This is a genomic window from Pseudoalteromonas sp. c7(2019), assembly GCF_011378625.1.
GTDB lineage: Bacteria > Pseudomonadota > Gammaproteobacteria > Enterobacterales > Alteromonadaceae > Pseudoalteromonas > Pseudoalteromonas arctica.
In genome coordinates, this window is the sequence record NZ_WTKS01000007.1 from 52,261 (window position 1) to 69,861 (window position 17,601).

The following is a 17,601-nucleotide window of genomic DNA, read 5'->3' on the forward strand; positions in this document are numbered from 1 at the left end:
TAGCCGCGCTGTTGCTTACTCATGTTTATTACTATTGCCCAGTACTTACCACGGGTTCAGTAATAACCTCTACTGGCTCTGCTGTATCATTTAACAAATACTTATCTAACCACTGTTCTTGTTCCCACAACACATGTAATAAGCTTTTACGCGCACGGTAACCATGTGCTTCATAAGGGAGCATTACTAAGCGGGCATCTTTACCTAAACCTTTAAGGGCTGCGTACATGCGCTCACTTTGCATTGGGAAAGTGCCGTGAGATTGAGGGTGGATCTTCTTGCACCCCACCCCATATGTAAAAAGCATCTATTGCCCAGTACTTACCATTGGTTCAGTAATGACCTCGACAGGCTTTGCTGTATCATTTAACAAATACTTATCTAACCACTGTTCTTGTTCCCACAACACGTGTAATAAGCTTTTACGCGCACGGTAACCATGTGCTTCATATGGGAGCATTACTAAGCGAGCATCTTTACCTAAACCTTTTAGGGCTGCGTACATGCGCTCACTTTGCATTGGGAAAGTGCCAGAATTAGGATCTTCCTGACCGTGGATCATTAGCATTGGTTCGTTAATTTTTTCAGCGTGAAAAAACGGCGACATATTAGCGTACACACTTTGTGCTTGCCAAAAATCACGCTCTTCTCCTTGAAAACCAAACGGCGTTAATGTGCGGTTATACGCGCCACTGCGGGCAATACCTGTTTTAAATAAATCGCTATGAGCCAATAAGTTAGCAACCATAAATGCACCGTATGAGTGCCCTGCTATGGCTATTTTGTTTTTATCGGCAATACCTTTTTTAACCAATACATCAACAGCTGCTTGTGCGCTGGATACTAGCTGCTTTCTAAAGTTATCGTTTGGCTCACTGCCATCAATACCCACTATTGGCATTTTAGGGTCGTCAAACACGGCAATCCCTTTGGCAAGGTAAGGCATAGGACCCCAATAGCCAATGTAGGTAAATGCGTAAGGCGACTCGCGAACTTGCGATGCTACGGCTTTATCTTTGTATTCAAGTGGGTAAGCCCACATAAGTACAGGTAACGGGCCTTGTGTTTTATCGTACCCTGGTGGTAAATAAAGCGTACCCGAAAGCTCAACACCGTCGTCGCGTTTATAACGTAATTGCTCTTTAGTTACCCCTTTAAATGCAGGATACGGATGCTCAAATGTCGTTAATTGCGTTAGCGTGTCGTTATCTAAATTGCGTATAAAAAAGTTAGGTTGCTCAGTTTTAGATTCACGAATAGTAATAAATCGCTCACCTTCGTCGTCAAGCAGTGCGCGTACACGCTCGTAGTATGGCGCTTCTGATTGCCATAAACGCTTGCTGCTATTTGTTTTAACATCGTATTGATCTAAAAACGGCACATTACCTTGCTCTGAAGCACCATTACCGCGCAGGTAAATATTACGCCCGCCTACAATTTTAATCACGTTTGCGCCTAAATCGTTGCGCTCGTAAATTGCATTACCTGGATCTTTATACGCGTCGTTGTAACTACGCTCTGAAAACAAAACGCGGTTTCTGTCGGCATTTCGTGGCTGTACTATGTAAGTACGTACTTGGCGATCGCTAAAGCGCCAGTCTGTCAGCATTGCTACGTTTTCGTTGCCCCACTCCATTCCTGCATAACGGCGTTCTACTTTGGCAAATAATTTAGGCTCGCGTTTAAATGGTGCACGCAAGCTGTATACATAATCATGATGCTCAACGTCAGTTTTCATGTCGCCGCCATCTTGCGCCTCGGCCCAAATAACTTCAGCGCCCTGATCGGCTCGCCATTCAAAATTACGGCGGCCTGTGCGTACGCTGTCGTAACCTTGTGGAATGTTATCGGCAAGTGGTTGTTTTGCCAGCTCTGCTAATGCATAGCCGCGCATGCCCCATATTTGCCACGTGCTTGCAAAGCGGCTGTAAGGCACTTGATACGAAAACGGCTCATTAATACCGGCGACTAATATATTGGTAGAATCAGGTGATACCGAAAATGATTTAAATAAAGAAGGGCTACCTATTGCTTGAGTATTACCATCAAGCGTTACGTAAGCCAATTGCCCTTGGCCGTAAAATTTAAATTGTGATTCATCAAACGGGCTTGTTAATAAATTTTGGTAAGTACGTGCAGGCGCTTTTTCGCCAGTACTTTGTTGAATAACAGGCACTACATTTTGGCTGTTATTTTCAAGCCTTGGCTTGCCAAAGTTAACAGCGAGGTTTGCAACAATGGCGCTGCTATCTGGCAGCCATTTATATGGTGATGCAGTTAGTACCGAATTTAATGCAGCGCTAGTTAACTCTTTTGCTTGTTTGGTTTCAACGCTGTAAAGCCATAAATTGGCTTGGGCTGGTTGCTCAACAATAAAGGCTAAATATTGACTATTAGATGACCATTTAGGTGAACGGATAATGCCATTAGGTAAGTTATTAATACTGATAACCGACCCGCTTTGAACATGCTTTAGCTCCACGGCACTAAATTTGGCACTCACACGAGAGCGCGAAAAATTAGCGGGGTTTAGCTTAATACCAGCAAGCTTAAGCTCTTCTTTTGCAAGTTCATCAAGGGTTACTACACGTTTGCGTTCAAAAAGCGCTAGCCACTGGCCATCGCTCGATAAGTAACTAGTGGGTGCTAACTTAGCGTCAACCAATGCTGCAAGTTCAGGTGATGGGGTTTGATATCCCTGCTCGGCGTAACTTGTTGGTACTAATGCCGCACAACAAATAAAGGCAACTAACAACCTAAAAGCGCTCATGTTTTTATCCTTTTGTTATTTTTTACTCTTATAGGCGTATATAAACACGTTTTGCTTTGTTCATAAAGTATTAAGGTAAGTTAAACACCTCTAAAAGATGACTTAATAGTGCTGATTAAGCTAAACTACAGCGCTATTTATTCACCACTGCGGTACTTAAAATACAATGCATAACAAAGCCAAATCAGTCACTATTTTTGATGTTGCAGAGCGTGCTGGTGTATCAAAATCAACCGTATCTTTGGTACTTACCCAAAGCGATAAAGTGGGCAATAAAAGTAAACAAAAAATACTAAAAGCGATTGATGAGCTTGGTTACGTTTATAATCGTGATGCCGCTGCTATGCGCTCAAAGCGCTCAAATTTAGTGGCCATAGTAATAAACGATTTAACTAACCCAACTATGGCGCAACTTGCTACCAGCCTACAACTTTTGTTAAACGAAAGTGGCCTACAAGCCATGATTGTAAGCAGTAATAATAATCTTGAGCTACAAGCAAACGCAGTTAAAAACTTAAAGGAATACAACGCTGCTGCATTTATTATTTGCCCCGTTGCTAATACTTGCTCCAAATGGCTTGATACGCTCAGCGCGCAACACAAAGTAATTACCGTAATGAGTGAAGTGCCTTTTAGCGCAGCCCCTTGTGTATTACCCGACTATAAAAAAGCCAGCCACGTAGCCAGTATGCATTTGCTCGCACAAGGCGTGACAAACATTGCATTTATAGGCAGTGAACTTACTTTAAATGATTCACAAGCACTACAAAGTGGCTTTAATACCGCTTGCGCGCAGCACAGCATTAATCCATTAGCCCCCATTCACTGCGCAGTAAACACAGCCCTTAGCGCTAAAAATGCATTTATAGAAGCATATAAACATAACCCAACATTAAACGCAGTGGTGTGTTCAAACGATATTATTGCTCAAGGTGTTACTGCCGCTATTAACTCATTAACGCATCACTGTATTAAAGTAGTGAGTTGCCACCATATTCCTAATAGCGCGGTTATAAATAATCACTTAACCACCGTGGCTATAAGTACAACCGATATAGCCAAGCGGTGCCTTTTAATACTGCAAGAGCTACTACAAAATACAGCCCCGCCAGTAAAAACACTGGTAAATGTAAACTTACAAATTAGAGATTCTAGCCAATGAAAAAAGTGCTGGTAATTGGCTACGTATGGCCAGAGCCAAATTCGTCTGCTGCGGGAACGCACATGATGTCGTTATTAAATGCATTTAGAGCGCAAAACTGGGACGTTGAATTTGCAACGCCCGCGCAGCGCACCGATCACATGGTAAACCTTGACGACTTCGGCATAACCAGCCAAAGCATTGCATTAAACTGCGACAGCTTTGACGAATACGTTAAAGCCTATAATCCAGATATAGTCATGTTTGACCGTTTTATGATGGAAGAACAATTTGGCTGGCGCGTCGATAAGCATTGCCCACACGCAATTAAAATTCTCGATACCGAAGATTTACAGTGCCTACGTAATGCTCGCCACGAAGCGTTTAAAGGTGAGCGTGACTTTACAACCAGCGATTTACATTCAGACATAGCAAAACGCGAAATTGCCGCTATTTTACGCTGCGACCTGAGCTTAATTATTTCAAGTTATGAAATGAGCCTGCTAAACAGCGTATTTAAAATAGAGCCAAGCTTATTACACCATTTACCGTTTATGGTCGATTTAAGCTCACTGCCTATAAGTACAAAAACGTTTGAGCAGCGCCAGCACTTTATGACAATAGGTAACTTTAGACACGCGCCAAACTGGGATGCTGTACTTTACTTACAAAAAATATGGCCACTTATTCGCAAGCAACTCCCAAAAGCAGAACTACATATTTATGGCTCTTACCCACCACCAAAAGCCACGGCACTAAATAACCCTAAAACCGGTTTTTTAATAAAAGGCTGGGCTGATAATGCGTTTGATGTAATGCAAAGTGCGCGTGTATGTTTAGCTCCACTGCGCTTTGGTGCAGGCATTAAAGGTAAATTGCTTGAAGCCATGATAATGCAAACACCCAGCGTTACCACTAACATTGGCGCAGAGGGCATGCATAACGATTTACCATGGCCGGGGAAAATAGCCAACACAGCCGATAACTTTGCCAACGCTGCCATTGAAATGCACACCAATCAAAGTGACTTTGAACAAGCGCAGCAAGATGGTAATACACTCCTTAATACGCTGTACGATAAAGCCCAATTAAGCGCAGCGTTAATTAAAAAAATTGATTCAATAAGTTGTGATTTAAGCGCTCATCGCGAAAAAAACTTCACAGGCCAAATGCTCAAACATCATACAATGCGCAGCACTCAATACATGTCGCAATGGATAGCCGAAAAAAATAAAAAATTAGATTAAAAATGACTAGACACACACCAATTAGTGTTTAAAATCGCGCCCATCAAACGTGGGCAGTTTTAGCTGTATTGTCTATATTTTTAGCTTAGTTATCGCAATATTTGGTCCAAAAAGATTTGAAAACTGCAACCTTTACAGAAAAACGCAAATTTATCGTTAAATTGGGTAAAATGCTTCACAAGTATGGCACCCCAGCCTACCGCCTAGAAGCCCACCTAATGGAAGTGGCTACTTACTTAGGACTTAAATCGTCATTTGTTATGTCGCCAACCTCTGTAACGTTTGTTATTTGGACCGATGGCCACGAAGATGAGTACACCCACGTTGCACGTGTAGACCCTGGCGATCACGATTTAGGCTCACTTGCCGACACCGACGACCTTGTAAACCAAATGCTTGACGACAAGCTAAGTTTACAAGAAGTTGATGCGCAGCTAGACGCAATTTTTGTGATGCCAAACCCATATAATAAATTAACAACGGGCGTTGCCTTTGCAACTTCTGGTGGTGCGTTTGCTATGTTAATGGGTACTAGCTGGACTGATGTTATTTGGTCATCGCTGCTTACTTTAGTCGTTTATGTGTTTGTGCTTTGGTCTGGTCGCTCAAAACGCGTAGCTCACATGCTTGAGCCATTAGTTGCCATAATATCAGCAGTACTTGCATGTGCAGTAAGCGTGTATATAACGCCTGAAATAAATATACGCTTGGTAGTACTTTCGGCCATTATTGTATTTATACCCGGTTTAGCACTTGCGCTTGGTTTAGCAGAGCTTGCAGCGCGGCATTTAGTGTCGGGCACAGCAAGGGTAATGGACTCGTTTATGCTGTTGTTTAAACTGTATTTTGGCGGTTTTATTGGCATAGGTATTGGCTTTGCACTCTTTGGACAAGCCGACTTTGTACAACCTGAACCATTACCAAAATGGACCGCATGGCTGGCTATATTTTTACTTTGTAGCAGCCTAATCGTGATTTTTAGAACCAAACTTAAGCATGCGGTTTGGTCTATTGCATCAGGCTTTATAGCGTACGGCACCAGTATTGGCTCGGCTATGTACCTTGATTACACGTTAGGTACGTTTGTAGGTGCTTTATCGGTGGGTATATTTAGTAACTTGTTTAACCGCGTTGCTAATGCGCCAGCCTCTATTGTGGCCATGCAAGGCTTAATTGTATTAGTACCAGGTAGCAAAACCTATATTGGCTTAAACTCACTAATTGAAGGCCAAGACTTTATATACGCAGAACACATAGGCCAACAAACGTTTTTAATATTTATGTCGCTTGTTGCAGGACTAATATTTGCAAACGTCGCCCTACCGCCTAAAAAGAGTTTGTAAGTGATACTAAGCGCTCGCTTTACTTTGATTGAGTAAAGCGAGTGAAACATTAAGCTCAATCAACTACCAAGTAGCAATTACTGCCAATGCTAAGTGTTTTAGCTCTTTACATCGCACTTTAGTGAGCTCAAAAGCATCGTAGTGATTCCAACACTATACTAAAAAACCTTCCATTTTAATCATATCCTACTTCTAATTTACACTTCCCTATTGAGCCAAAACACTCAATAGGGAAGTAACTTAACTAGCGTGACCAGTTAGTTTTGGCAAGCTCTACAATCTCGTTACCTTTGCCGTTAATTAACGCCTTCATCATGTAAACACTAAAGCCTTTTGCTTGCTCTAATTTGATTTGCGGCGGCATTGAAAGCTCTTGTTTTGCAGTGTCGACTTCTAAAACAACAGGTCCTGAGTGGTTCATCATTTCGTTCATTGCCGATGGTAATTTTTCAGGGTCGTCCACATGAATCCCTTTTAATCCACAAGCCTCTGCAATTTTAGCAAAACTTGGGTTTTCTAAATCAGTATCGCTTGATAAAAACCCACTGGCTTTCATTTCCATAGCCACAAAACTAAGTGAGCGATTATTATAAACAACAATCTTTATTGGTAAATTAAGCTGCTTAAGTGAGATTAAATCGCCCATTAACATCGAAAAGCCACCATCACCACACATTGCAATGACTTGGCGGTCTCTATCTACAGATTGAACCCCCATTGCCTGCGACATGGCATTTGCCATAGAACCATGATTAAACGATCCAATTAAGCGGCGCTTTCCATTCATTGACAAATAACGTGCAGCCCACACTGTTGGCGTACCTACATCACAAGTAAAAACAGCATCGTCAGCCGCTTGCTCGTTGAGTAAACGCGTTAGGTATTGCGGGTGAATTAAATTTTGCGAGGTTTTTCCACTGGCTAGTTCATCGAGATCTTGTCGAGACTCTTTGTAGTTTTTAACACTTTTTTCTAAGTGCGAACTGCTCCGTTCACCTTTAATATAATCAAGCAGTGTGGTCACTGAATTTTTTGTGTCCCCTAACACGCCACAATCAATTTGCACGTGTCGCCCGAGTGACGCAGCCTGATTATCAATTTGCAATATGGTGGTATTTTCAGGGTAAAAAGCACGATAAGGAAAACTAGTCCCAATCATTAATAACGTATCGGCTTCTTGCATTGCATGATAGCCCGACGCAAAGCCAATAAACCCAGTCATACCAACATCGTAAGGGTTATCGTACTCAATAAATTCTTTACCGCGCATGGCATGCACTATCGGTGCTTGTAATTTTTCGGCTAGCGCAACAATTTCGTCGTGGGCATCCTTACAACCAGCACCACACAATAAGGTTACTTTTTTACTTTTATTAAGATGAGTCGCCATTGCTTCAATATCAGATAAAGCGGGGGTATACGTTGCTGGCTTTGGCACGTTCCATTTTGGTTTGATAGCTTTAGGCATATCTTTTAATGCAATGTCGCCAGGTAGCACAAGTACACTCACGCCTTTATTTAATATTGCTTGTCGCATTGCGGTTTCTAACAGGTACGGCATTTGCTCAGGGCTCGAAACCATTTCACAATATACACTGCATTCTTTAAATAATTCTTGCGGATGGGTTTCTTGAAAATAACTACTGCCAATTTCAGATGAAGGAATGTGTGCGGCAATAGCTAATACCGGTACATTATTGCGCTGACAATCAAATAAGCCGTTAATTAAATGAAGATTACCTGGGCCGCAAGAACCCGCGCACACTGCAAGCTCGCCTGATAAATGCGCTTCGCCACCGGCTGCAAATGCGGCAACTTCTTCATGTCGCGTACCTAGCCATTCAATTGTTCCCATTTTTCGCAGACTTTCACTAATGCCGTTAAGTGAATCGCCAGTTACTCCCCAAATACGTTTTACGCCAGCTTGTTCAAGGGTTTTAGTAATAAAACTTGCGATATTTTGACTCATAATATAGAACTCCTAAATATTCAGTTATTCTGTAAATTGATTTTTCGCCTCTGATCTATCAAGTAAGTCATCGTTTCGAAATGCGCTCAATTATTGAGAATCGATTAGCTTAAATATTTTGATAATGATAGATATATTGCTACTGAGACTTTACTAACAAACGATACTCCTAGGTTTGCTGCGCCCCCATTCTGATACATAAAACATGAATGTCCGCTTTAAAGTGTTTATGAATATGCGAGTGCGAGATTTTTAGTGGCTTAACTATGAATATGTTATTATGCGCTCAATTATTTTACTGAATGCTTTTCTCTTACTTCTATGTCAAATTCTGCTTCGTGCTTTACATTATTTTCTCAAAATATTGATTCTCTCGCGCTTCCTGAAAAGTTTACTTTCCCTTTTTATTACGAGCCGCAACCTTTAGCTGTAGCAGCCACAAAACAATTACAGCAACAACTTGAAACGTTAACGCATTTAAAAGCAGAAAATGCAGAAAATGCAGGTAAAATGTTTGGGGTTTTAGTGGTGCAAAATGCTAAGCAACAATTAGGCTTTTTAAGTGCTTATTCGGGGCAAATTGAAGGTGATAAAGCCAATATTAGCTTTGTGCCGCCTGTTTCTAGCATGCAGCTGCAAGACGATAGCTATTTGACTCAAAGTAAAATAATTAACGATATTAATGCTCAAATTGAGCAATTAGAAAATAGCGAACAACTGCATGAAGTTAATAGCAAACTTGATGATGCAACACAAAGCTACCAGCAAGCACTATTAGCCCAACAGGCAGTGATGCAAGCCGGTCGTCAGCAACGAAAAATACAACGTACCGAAGGCGAATTAGAGCTTAGCGAAAGTGATTTTGAGCAGTTAAAAAACAAGCTTGCAGGGCAAAGCATCGTAGAAAAAAAGCAACTGCTGGCACTTAAATCCTATTGGCAAAATATAATCGAGTCACTGCAGCAAACACACATCAATATTTCTGATGAAATTGCTCATTTAAAAAAGCGCCGTAAAACACTTTCTAAAAACTTACAAAAAAAATTATTTGCGCAGTACCAATTTTTAAATGCAAATGGAGAAACTACAGACTTAAATGCCATATTTGCAGCATTACCTGAACACACTCCTCCTTCGGGTGCTGGCGATTGTGCAGCGCCTAAATTATTACAATACGCCTATAAGCATGGCTTAAAACCACTTGCTATGGCTGAGTTTTGGTGGGGAGCAGCACCTAAATCAGCAATCAGGCAGCATAAAAACTACTACCCTTCTTGTTACAGTAAATGCCAACCAATACTTGGGCACATGCTAAAGGGTTTAGATGTTGAAGATAACCCGCTACTTATCAACCCAGCTCAGGGTAAAGATTTAAATATTGTTTATAAAGATGACGACTTACTTGTGGTAAATAAGCCCGCTGAGTTTTTATCTGTGCCTGGCGTTAATATTGATGACTCAGTTTATATGCGAATCAAAACGCAGTTTCCAGAGGCATCAGGCCCGCTAATTGTACACAGATTAGATATGTCGACTTCTGGGTTATTGATGATTGCGCTTAATAAACGCGTGCACAAAGCACTGCAAAAGCAGTTTATTGAACGCACCATAGATAAACGTTATGTCGCATTAGTTAATGGTAACGTAGCTAAGGATAGCGGAGTAATTGATTTACCCTTAGTGCTCGACTTTGATGATAAACCGCGCCAAATGGTGTGTTACAAACATGGTAAGCCATCACTTACTACCTGGCAGGTTTTAGAGCGTAACAACAATATTACCCGATTACAGTTATACCCTAAAACAGGGCGAACTCATCAATTAAGAGTCCATTGTGCGCACAGTTTAGGTTTAAACATGCCAATTATAGGCGACACACATTACGGGCAAAAAGCCGATAGATTACATTTACATGCAGAATACTTAGCATTTACTCACCCAATTACGCTTAAGCGATTAGAGTTTGAAGTAGCCGCAGATTTTTAATAAAAACACATAGCTACAACGACTATATTATACAATGTGTTGGTTTTTATTAATTAAATTGATATCGTTTATGGTCTTATTTTTTCAATAATGAGTATAAAAAACTGTTCAATCCCAAGTTTATTAAGCAATGTAGAAAAGTATTTCCTAATAAAAATAAGTCAGCAAAGGATTAACATGACTAACAATACACAAATAAAGGTTTTAGGTAATACTTTATGGGCAAAGTATATTGTTCTCCTTTTATTTTTACTTTTAAGTAAGCTTGCCTCAGCTAACGGCGACTCATTAAGTGCAACTTTACATGCGCTAGACTTTGACACGACTCAAGTCCTGATCAACAACATAAAACTGAATGAATTAGACTATCTTCAAAATGAAGACAAACTCACTCAAGCGTTTAAAATAAGCAAAGAGCAAAATTGGGAAAACCTTCATCTAGAAGCGGCCGCTTTGTATGCGGAGTTACTTTTTAGACAAGAAAAATACGAAGCGTTAAACACACACTTATCCTATTACTTAAAGAACAAAGAGTTACCAAATCAAAAAAGTGTATATTTATTATTTCTCGAATCACAACTCAAGTCTCTAGCGAGGGAGCCAAACCCAGCTCCAGCACAAACGCTAGCCACAAAATTAGAAGAAAGCTTGCAACAGCATTCAACTAAAGAAAAAATCATTATTTTGCGAGCACTTGCTTACTATTACACCGATACAGATTCATTGAAAAAGACCCTAAATGTTGCACTAGAGGGGCTAGAATTAGCATTAAAAGATGACGATTCAGCATCTCAAGGATACTTTTTTAGAAAAATAGCCGATGCATATAATTATCTAAACGAAAAAGACAAAGCCGTATATTATGCAAAAAAAGCGGTTGCGGCATATGAGCAAACACAAGATGGGCTTTTTACTGCAAAAGCATATTGGAGCTTAGGCAATGTATTGCTTGAAGTAGAAAAACCTAAAGATGCCTTAATATACCTAGATAAAGCATTGCTCTATTTTAAAAAAGTTAATATGCAAAAAGGCTTAACCTTTGCTCAGTACTCAATTGCAAATATTGAGTACTTACAAGCAAACTACGATAAAGCTTTAACTTTAACTAAAGAAAACATTGAGCTTGCTCGTTCTGCAGGTGTTTACGACATGCAACTCGCATCGCTCATTTTGTTAGCTGACATATATATAAAACTAGATTTACTTGATCAAGCAAATGAAGCAAACGATGAGGTGTTTTTAAAATTAGATAAATTCAGCCGCAGTATTTATAAAGCCGATTTTTTAAGTAAACGCTATGAGCTAAAACGACGCCTTAACCACACTGACGAGGCTTTTGAAGCAATTGAAAAAAAGCTCCTTTATACAAAAAAGCACTACGAAGCAACCAGTGAAAATAATATAAAAACACTACAGATACAGTTTGAAGTAAAAGAAAAAGAAGACAAAATACAGCAACTAGAGTACGCAAAAGACATTAGTGAGCTACAAGCTAAAGAAGAATATCAACAAAAAATAATTTGGCGACTCAGCGCTGCTATTGCATTTATTTTAGTGATTGCTTCATTATTTTTATTTTATCGGCAAGCTCGACAACGTCAAAAATATCACGATATTTCATTAACAGATTATCTAACAAATTGCCCTAATCGCAGAGGAATAATGCGCGCAGCAGAAGCAAAGCTTGGTGAAGGTAAAATGACGATAGCAATTGTTGACTTAGACTACTTTAAAAAAGTTAACGACCATTTTGGTCACGATGTTGGAGATTTAGTTCTTATTGCCTTTGCAAAAGCTGCAAAAGAAACACTATGTAATGATCATCAGTTTGGTCGTTACGGCGGCGAAGAATGGTTATTTGCACTAAATACGGTTGATGAACGAATAATTCGCGATATATTTAACCGACTCGCCATTAGCTTCGCCAAGCATTGCAGTAATATAGAAGACTTTCCTAGTGATACAAAAATCACCTTTAGTGCAGGGGCCTCTGTAAGTGGCTCTTTAAAAAGCACACTAGATGTTCTTATTAAGCATGCAGATAAATTACTTTATCAAGCAAAAGAAAACGGAAGAAACCAAGTCGTTGTTGATTAAATAAGCACAGCTAAAAGTATTGGCTCATTTACTTGACTAAAGTCCGTCTAAAACCATTTGTTTAATTTTATGTGCTTTTACAAAATGATCTAATTTATGGGTGTGTATCCACCAAGTAGCAGCTTCCATAAGTAGCTCTGGGTCGTCGTTTTTATTAGCAAAAAATGCATAAAAAGAAAGCCCTACATTTTCTCCTTTAACTGCTATTTTTTTATCGCATACGGTAATTATTTTTGCTCTTAGTTCTTCCCTCATACATACCTTATTTAGTTATATTTTTACTGTATATGTACTATTGAAATACACCATTTAAAAAGCTAACGATTAGCTGCAAAAGGCTTCTATCAACCAAGCCATGATTCTCAAGCTCTTTATTAGGCGTATTTACTTTTGCAGCTTTGCATTCATTATCTAATGTTTCATTTTTACGTGTATCGGTTTCGTATGCAATATCTGCTTGTTCCATACATTTTGCCGAACCTGCGTAAGGCTGTGCCGCACAAGCGCTTAGTAATAAAAAAAGTGGAATTACTATCAATAATTGCTTCATAACTAATCCTATTTTTACGCAACTTATTTACTTTAAATTACAGCTGCAAGTTAGCCTATTTACTTTTCTACCACCATTACAAAAAATTCAAAAAAGAACGTACCGATAGCATCAAAAAAAGTGTCATTTTTTTCATCCTTTTTAATTTGTGCGCTAATGCATTGATTATAAACTTCTGAGCTTGTTTGAGCGCCATTTCGATCAACCGTTTCAGCCTCTTCAATGCATAAGTTAGGGTCAGAACGTGGGGCAGTACTACATGCACTCAGTAAAGCGCACAGCAATAATGCGGCGATGGGGCTTTTTATGTTCATCCTTAAACTATCCTATTAAGTTAACGTGCTACCTGCATTTATACCGATTGGTATTATATGTGGGAGTAATACATATAGATTGTACCTAAATAATGTTGCTACTTTATCACTGCAATAAAATAAACAACCAGTAAATATTTGTAAGGTTCTGTAGGAATTTATACTCCTTTTATAATTGAACTACGTAAAATCCTGAAATTATTGCATTCATCTCACTGTAAAATTTACAGTGATAGCAGCCCAAAAATAAAAAATCAAAATAAAAGCAATAAAATACAATAACTTAATATTTGGCATTTAGTTTGCTAGTTAATGATATAAGCAAATAAATTGTAAAAGGACTAGTTATGAATATTTTTGAAGCACTACGTCACGATCATGACAAACAACGAGAATTAGTAGATGCGCTCATTCAAACGCACGGCGACACAGAGCAGCGCCACACGCTAATGGACGAGCTAAAAACAGAACTAGAACAACACGCAAAATTTGAAGAACGTTACTTTTACAACCCACTTATGTTTGATGACTTAACTCATGAAAAAGCGCGCCACAGCGTAGCTGAACATCACGAAATTGATGAATTAATTGAACAACTTGAAGATACCGAAATGAGCTCGTCTGCATGGTTAGTTGCAGCTAAAAAACTGCATCATTTAGTACATCATCATTTAAGCGAAGAAGAACACGAAGTATTTCAATTAGCGGGTAAAGCACTAACCGAAGGGCAAAAACAAAGCTTGGCAAAGCAGTATAATGATGCAATGCACTAATACTTTTTATTTGTGAGTAACTTTACTCACAAATAATTGAACCACCTTATATACACTCCCTTGTGTACTATTGGTTATAAGCCACTTGGCTTATAACCATTTTTTAAGCCTATATGCTAACTCTTCTCTAGTAAGGGTGCTTCTGTCGGATCAAAAATTCGATACGCCACTAGCTTTAAACCATCGTTAATAAAAAACCACACCAAAGCATATGCCCACACAGCAAGTGCCCATCCCCATCCTAGTGGGGTCATAAACACACCATAAACAGCAATAAGTGTTGCTATAACTTGCGTGCCAAATACAGCGACCATTAATATAGCAGACGGTTTAATAGACCAAAATGGACCTCGGGTACGCGCTAAAAATATAGTCAGATGCCCTGCTACAGAAAGTAATAAGTACATTAATGTTTGAAGATGAGGACGGTCGAGTTCAAATACTTTATCGCCCAAGTAAAATAAACCAAAGGCTGCAATTGGCCCTACAATTCCCAGCACAGATGCAATACCTAAAACGAGCCGCATATTCCATGTTTCGGGCTTATTTTGATAATGCACATTGTCGTATGCAATAGACAAAATGGCGGCATCGTTAAGTAAAGCAAGCATCACAATCATGACTGCTGTTAACGGATAAAAGTTAAAAATTAATATCGCCATTGTCATAAAAAGTAATACGCGCAGTGTTTCAGCAACCCTGTAAATAGCGTAACTGTTCATGCGTTGAAATATTTTTCGGCTTTCTTTAACTGCATCAATAATAACCGACAAGCCATCGGTCATTAACACAATTGATGCTGCTGAACGCGCTGCATCTGTAGCGCCCGATACAGCAATGCCACAGTCAGCTTTTTTAAGTGCTGGCGCATCATTTACGCCATCTCCTGTCATACCAACAATGTGCCCTCTATGCTGAAGCACATCAATAATATGGTATTTATGCTCAGGGAATACTTGTGCGAATCCGTCAGCACTCTCGATTGAGTCATCTAACTGTGTGGCTTGATGATGCTCAGTTGCACCAAATCCACTAGCATCAAGAATGTTTGTCCCTAAACCCAGTTTACTTGCAGTTTCGCGCGCAATGGCCACTTGGTCGCCCGTGACCATTTTAACGCTCATACCCATTTCTTTTGCATCGGCAATGGTTTGTATTGCTTCTTCACGCGGTGGATCAAAAAGCGGCAATACACCTATAAATTGCCATTTACCTTGCTCGTCTGTTTTAGCAACCGCTAAAGAGCGAAACCCACGTGCTGCAAATTCATCTATTGATGCCTCAACTTGAGTTTTAACTGCCTCAATATTAGCCGACAAAGCTAAAATAACCTGCGGTGCACCTTTGGTCACTTTAAATGTTTTGCCATCATCATTTTTAACGATTGCTTCAGTACGTTTGCTCACAGGATCAAATGGCTGAAAATGCTCTATGTGATAAGAATCTAGATGCTGCTCAGCTTTTACACTTTGTAATACTGCTAAGTCAATCGGATCGTTATTTTCTGAGCGAGATGCTAATGCGGCGTTCAATATAACGTCATCGCGGGTTATTTCATTAAGTGCGTTATCAACACAAAATGGGTCGCCTAACGTTAATAAATTTTGTGTGAGTGTCCCTGTTTTATCAGAGCACAATATATCAACACCTGCTAATTCTTCAATTGCAGCTAAACGCGTTACAACCACCTGTTTTTTCGCTAACAACCGAGCTCCTACAGCCATAGTAACTGACAATACCGTTGGCATTGCTACGGGTATGGCTGCAACAGTTAATACGAGTGCAAACTGCAGTGTGGTAATCATTGGATCATCGCGAAACAAAGCAACAATAACTATAAGCAGCACTAAAGCCGCAGCAAGCATTATTAAATAATTACCAATTTTAAGCACTGCTCGCTGAAAATGACTTGCGGTGCGTTCCCCTTGTACTAACTGTGCTGTTTTACCAAAAAAGGTATTAGCGCCGGTTGCGTATACTATTGCTTCTATTTCACCTTGGCGAATAATAGAGCCTGAATATACGGTTTCACCCGATGATTTAACCACTGGTAACGATTCACCCGTAAGTGATGATTGATCGACTTCTACTGTATCGCCATCAAGCAAACGCGCATCTGCAGGCACTATATCGCCCATCCGCATTCTAATAACATCGCCTGGCACAAGTTCGCTAGCATTTAAATTTTGCCATTGAGTATCGCGGCGTACCCGTGCTTTATTGGCTAATTTTGCTTTTAATGCAGCAATTGCATTACCCGCTTGGTGTTCTTCCCAAAACCCAACCAATACATTAGACAACAATAATACAAGGATAATAAAAAAATCAGCCCAGTGCTTAGCAAGCGCCGATAAAATAATAGCGGCCTCGATCATCCACGGTATTGGTCCCCAAAAGTAAGATAAAAACTTGAGTAATAAATTTGGTTTTTCTTCTACTAATTCGTTTGGTCCATATTCTGACAATCTTTGTGTGGCATCAGTTTGGCTTAACCCGTCGGATGATGTTTTTAGCTTTGCTTGTAATTGTACTAAATCAAGCTTGCTCCATTCATCGCAATTTTGATTGTGTGAAGACTTGTTCTCTGAACGATTTGATGACTGATGCGCCGACAAAATTTTAACCTTTTCCATACGAGCCTTCTATACAACATTGAGTTGAATAACTTGAGGTAATTAAAACCTACTAACCGTATAGCTAACATAAACTAAAGCTGTCGATATTGTTCTTACAAATATATTAACTTTGATCTAGCGCAATATTTAGGATGAAATAATATAAAAAGGATTATTTTTAGAAGATGACAAAGAGGTTGGATTGTTAGAAGAAGTGTTCAAAGGCTATACATTAGGCTGAAATAGTAAGCAACTCAGCCCAATGTATTTTTAGCTACAACCTTAAGGGTATAACTATTGTTTTATTACTTTACAGTAAATTTTACGTCTTGGTCGCGTAATAAGTAAAGTGCAAAACACGCAGCCCACATTGGCCATGCAGTAAAGAATAATAAGTTGTTAAAGCCATCTATATACTGGTTGTAAGAAGAAAGCGTTGATAAGCCATGCATTACAAAAATGATACCGTAAGTGATGCGCTTTTTAATACCCGCTAAAAATGCTAATACTAATACAAGTTGAAGAGCACCAATTACATAAGCAACTATGTCAGATGAGCCACTAATACCGTAAAAATGTTCGAAAATACGTGCGCTATGACCAGGATTTACGAATTTATCGAACGTCCACATAACCATTACAATAAACACGCCTAAACGCAAAGATAAAAGTGACCATTGCAAACGGTTTTGCACATCAGAACTCATTGAACCTGTCATAAAATTTCCTTAATAAATATTAATAAACGTTGAAGTAACCTAGACCGTATAAATTATTTTTTATTTCAAAAAATAGT

General features: G+C 39.4%; 14 protein-coding genes. 6 read left to right on the plus strand and 8 right to left on the minus strand.

Annotated features, from left to right (window positions below; all coding sequences use genetic code 11):
• Nucleotides 1-31: 31 nt before the first annotated feature.
• Together GQR38_RS09515 and GQR38_RS09520 are read right to left on the minus strand one after the other, a co-directional pair.
• Nucleotides 32-307 (minus strand): hypothetical protein, encoded by a 276-nt coding sequence (locus tag GQR38_RS09515; RefSeq protein WP_165721675.1) that lies wholly within the window; start codon nt 305-307, stop codon nt 32-34.
• The gene (locus GQR38_RS09520) at nt 308-2,770 is read right to left on the minus strand and encodes a prolyl oligopeptidase family serine peptidase (RefSeq protein WP_165721676.1); all 2,463 of its coding nucleotides are present in this window, start codon (nt 2,768-2,770) and stop codon (nt 308-310) included.
• A gap of 166 nt (nt 2,771-2,936) precedes the next feature.
• On the opposite strand from GQR38_RS09520, the gene GQR38_RS09525 reads away from it, so the two are divergent.
• From GQR38_RS09525 to GQR38_RS09535, 3 genes are all read left to right on the plus strand, one after another.
• On the plus strand, nt 2,937-3,932 hold the full coding sequence (locus GQR38_RS09525) for a LacI family DNA-binding transcriptional regulator (RefSeq protein ID WP_165721677.1): 996 nt from the start codon (nt 2,937-2,939) through the stop codon (nt 3,930-3,932).
• Nucleotides 3,929-5,158, plus strand: coding sequence for a glycosyltransferase family 4 protein (locus GQR38_RS09530; protein ID WP_165721678.1), 1,230 nt, complete (start codon nt 3,929-3,931; stop codon nt 5,156-5,158). Before GQR38_RS09525 ends, GQR38_RS09530 begins: the two co-directional genes overlap by 4 nt.
• A 116-nt stretch (nt 5,159-5,274) precedes the next feature.
• On the plus strand, nt 5,275-6,501 hold the full coding sequence (locus GQR38_RS09535; protein WP_076924234.1) for a threonine/serine exporter family protein: 1,227 nt from the start codon (nt 5,275-5,277) through the stop codon (nt 6,499-6,501).
• Between the two features lie 244 nt (nt 6,502-6,745).
• Here GQR38_RS09535 and poxB read toward each other — a convergent pair whose 3' ends face one another.
• A complete protein-coding gene (gene poxB, locus GQR38_RS09540; RefSeq protein WP_165721679.1) occupies nt 6,746-8,470 on the minus strand; it encodes a ubiquinone-dependent pyruvate dehydrogenase in 1,725 nt (574 codons plus the stop codon).
• Nucleotides 8,471-8,791: 321 nt separating this feature from the next.
• Here poxB and GQR38_RS09545 point away from each other — a divergent pair, with 321 nt between their 5' ends.
• On the plus strand, nt 8,792-10,456 hold the full coding sequence (locus tag GQR38_RS09545; protein ID WP_165721680.1) for an RluA family pseudouridine synthase: 1,665 nt from the start codon (nt 8,792-8,794) through the stop codon (nt 10,454-10,456).
• A gap of 177 nt (nt 10,457-10,633) precedes the next feature.
• Complete coding sequence (locus GQR38_RS09550) at nt 10,634-12,553, plus strand: GGDEF domain-containing protein (RefSeq protein WP_165721681.1); 1,920 nt, start codon at nt 10,634-10,636, stop codon at nt 12,551-12,553.
• Between the two features lie 36 nt (nt 12,554-12,589).
• Here GQR38_RS09550 and GQR38_RS09555 read toward each other — a convergent pair whose 3' ends face one another.
• The 3 genes from GQR38_RS09555 to GQR38_RS09565 are packed head-to-tail and all read right to left on the minus strand — an operon-like array spanning nt 12,590 to nt 13,417.
• Nucleotides 12,590-12,808, minus strand: a complete 219-nt coding sequence (locus GQR38_RS09555) for a DUF6500 family protein (RefSeq protein WP_024591904.1) — start codon at nt 12,806-12,808, stop codon at nt 12,590-12,592.
• A 37-nt stretch (nt 12,809-12,845) separates the two neighbouring features.
• Nucleotides 12,846-13,103 (minus strand): hypothetical protein, encoded by a 258-nt coding sequence (locus GQR38_RS09560; RefSeq protein WP_024591905.1) that lies wholly within the window; start codon nt 13,101-13,103, stop codon nt 12,846-12,848.
• Between the two features lie 59 nt (nt 13,104-13,162).
• Nucleotides 13,163-13,417, minus strand: a complete 255-nt coding sequence (locus GQR38_RS09565) for a hypothetical protein (RefSeq protein ID WP_101216404.1) — start codon at nt 13,415-13,417, stop codon at nt 13,163-13,165.
• Between the two features lie 347 nt (nt 13,418-13,764).
• On the opposite strand from GQR38_RS09565, the gene GQR38_RS09570 reads away from it, so the two are divergent.
• Nucleotides 13,765-14,190 carry a hemerythrin domain-containing protein gene (locus GQR38_RS09570; RefSeq protein ID WP_007581776.1) on the plus strand — a complete coding sequence of 142 codons (426 nt, stop codon included), beginning with the start codon at nt 13,765-13,767 and terminating at the stop codon, nt 14,188-14,190.
• Nucleotides 14,191-14,306: 116 nt separating this feature from the next.
• Here GQR38_RS09570 and GQR38_RS09575 read toward each other — a convergent pair whose 3' ends face one another.
• Both GQR38_RS09575 and GQR38_RS09580 read right to left on the minus strand, forming a co-directional pair.
• The gene (locus GQR38_RS09575; protein ID WP_165721682.1) at nt 14,307-16,823 is read right to left on the minus strand and encodes a plasma-membrane proton-efflux P-type ATPase; all 2,517 of its coding nucleotides are present in this window, start codon (nt 16,821-16,823) and stop codon (nt 14,307-14,309) included.
• Between the two features lie 287 nt (nt 16,824-17,110).
• The gene (locus GQR38_RS09580; protein ID WP_007581772.1) at nt 17,111-17,524 is read right to left on the minus strand and encodes a hypothetical protein; all 414 of its coding nucleotides are present in this window, start codon (nt 17,522-17,524) and stop codon (nt 17,111-17,113) included.
• Nucleotides 17,525-17,601 lie beyond the last annotated feature (77 nt).

Coding starts and splice junctions, on each gene's coding strand:
- GQR38_RS09515 (WP_165721675.1), bottom strand. CDS start 307: ATGCTTTTTACATATGGGGTGGGGTGCAAGAAGATCCACCCTCAATCT.
- poxB (WP_165721679.1), bottom strand. CDS start 8,470: ATGAGTCAAAATATCGCAAGTTTTATTACTAAAACCCTTGAACAAGCT.
- GQR38_RS09555 (WP_024591904.1), bottom strand. CDS start 12,808: ATGAGGGAAGAACTAAGAGCAAAAATAATTACCGTATGCGATAAAAAA.
- GQR38_RS09550 (WP_165721681.1), top strand. CDS start 10,634: ATGACTAACAATACACAAATAAAGGTTTTAGGTAATACTTTATGGGCA.
- GQR38_RS09560 (WP_024591905.1), bottom strand. CDS start 13,103: ATGAAGCAATTATTGATAGTAATTCCACTTTTTTTATTACTAAGCGCT.
- GQR38_RS09525 (WP_165721677.1), top strand. CDS start 2,937: ATGCATAACAAAGCCAAATCAGTCACTATTTTTGATGTTGCAGAGCGT.
- GQR38_RS09520 (WP_165721676.1), bottom strand. CDS start 2,770: ATGAGCGCTTTTAGGTTGTTAGTTGCCTTTATTTGTTGTGCGGCATTA.
- GQR38_RS09545 (WP_165721680.1), top strand. CDS start 8,792: ATGTCAAATTCTGCTTCGTGCTTTACATTATTTTCTCAAAATATTGAT.
- GQR38_RS09530 (WP_165721678.1), top strand. CDS start 3,929: ATGAAAAAAGTGCTGGTAATTGGCTACGTATGGCCAGAGCCAAATTCG.
- GQR38_RS09570 (WP_007581776.1), top strand. CDS start 13,765: ATGAATATTTTTGAAGCACTACGTCACGATCATGACAAACAACGAGAA.
- GQR38_RS09575 (WP_165721682.1), bottom strand. CDS start 16,823: ATGGAAAAGGTTAAAATTTTGTCGGCGCATCAGTCATCAAATCGTTCA.
- GQR38_RS09580 (WP_007581772.1), bottom strand. CDS start 17,524: ATGACAGGTTCAATGAGTTCTGATGTGCAAAACCGTTTGCAATGGTCA.
- GQR38_RS09565 (WP_101216404.1), bottom strand. CDS start 13,417: ATGAACATAAAAAGCCCCATCGCCGCATTATTGCTGTGCGCTTTACTG.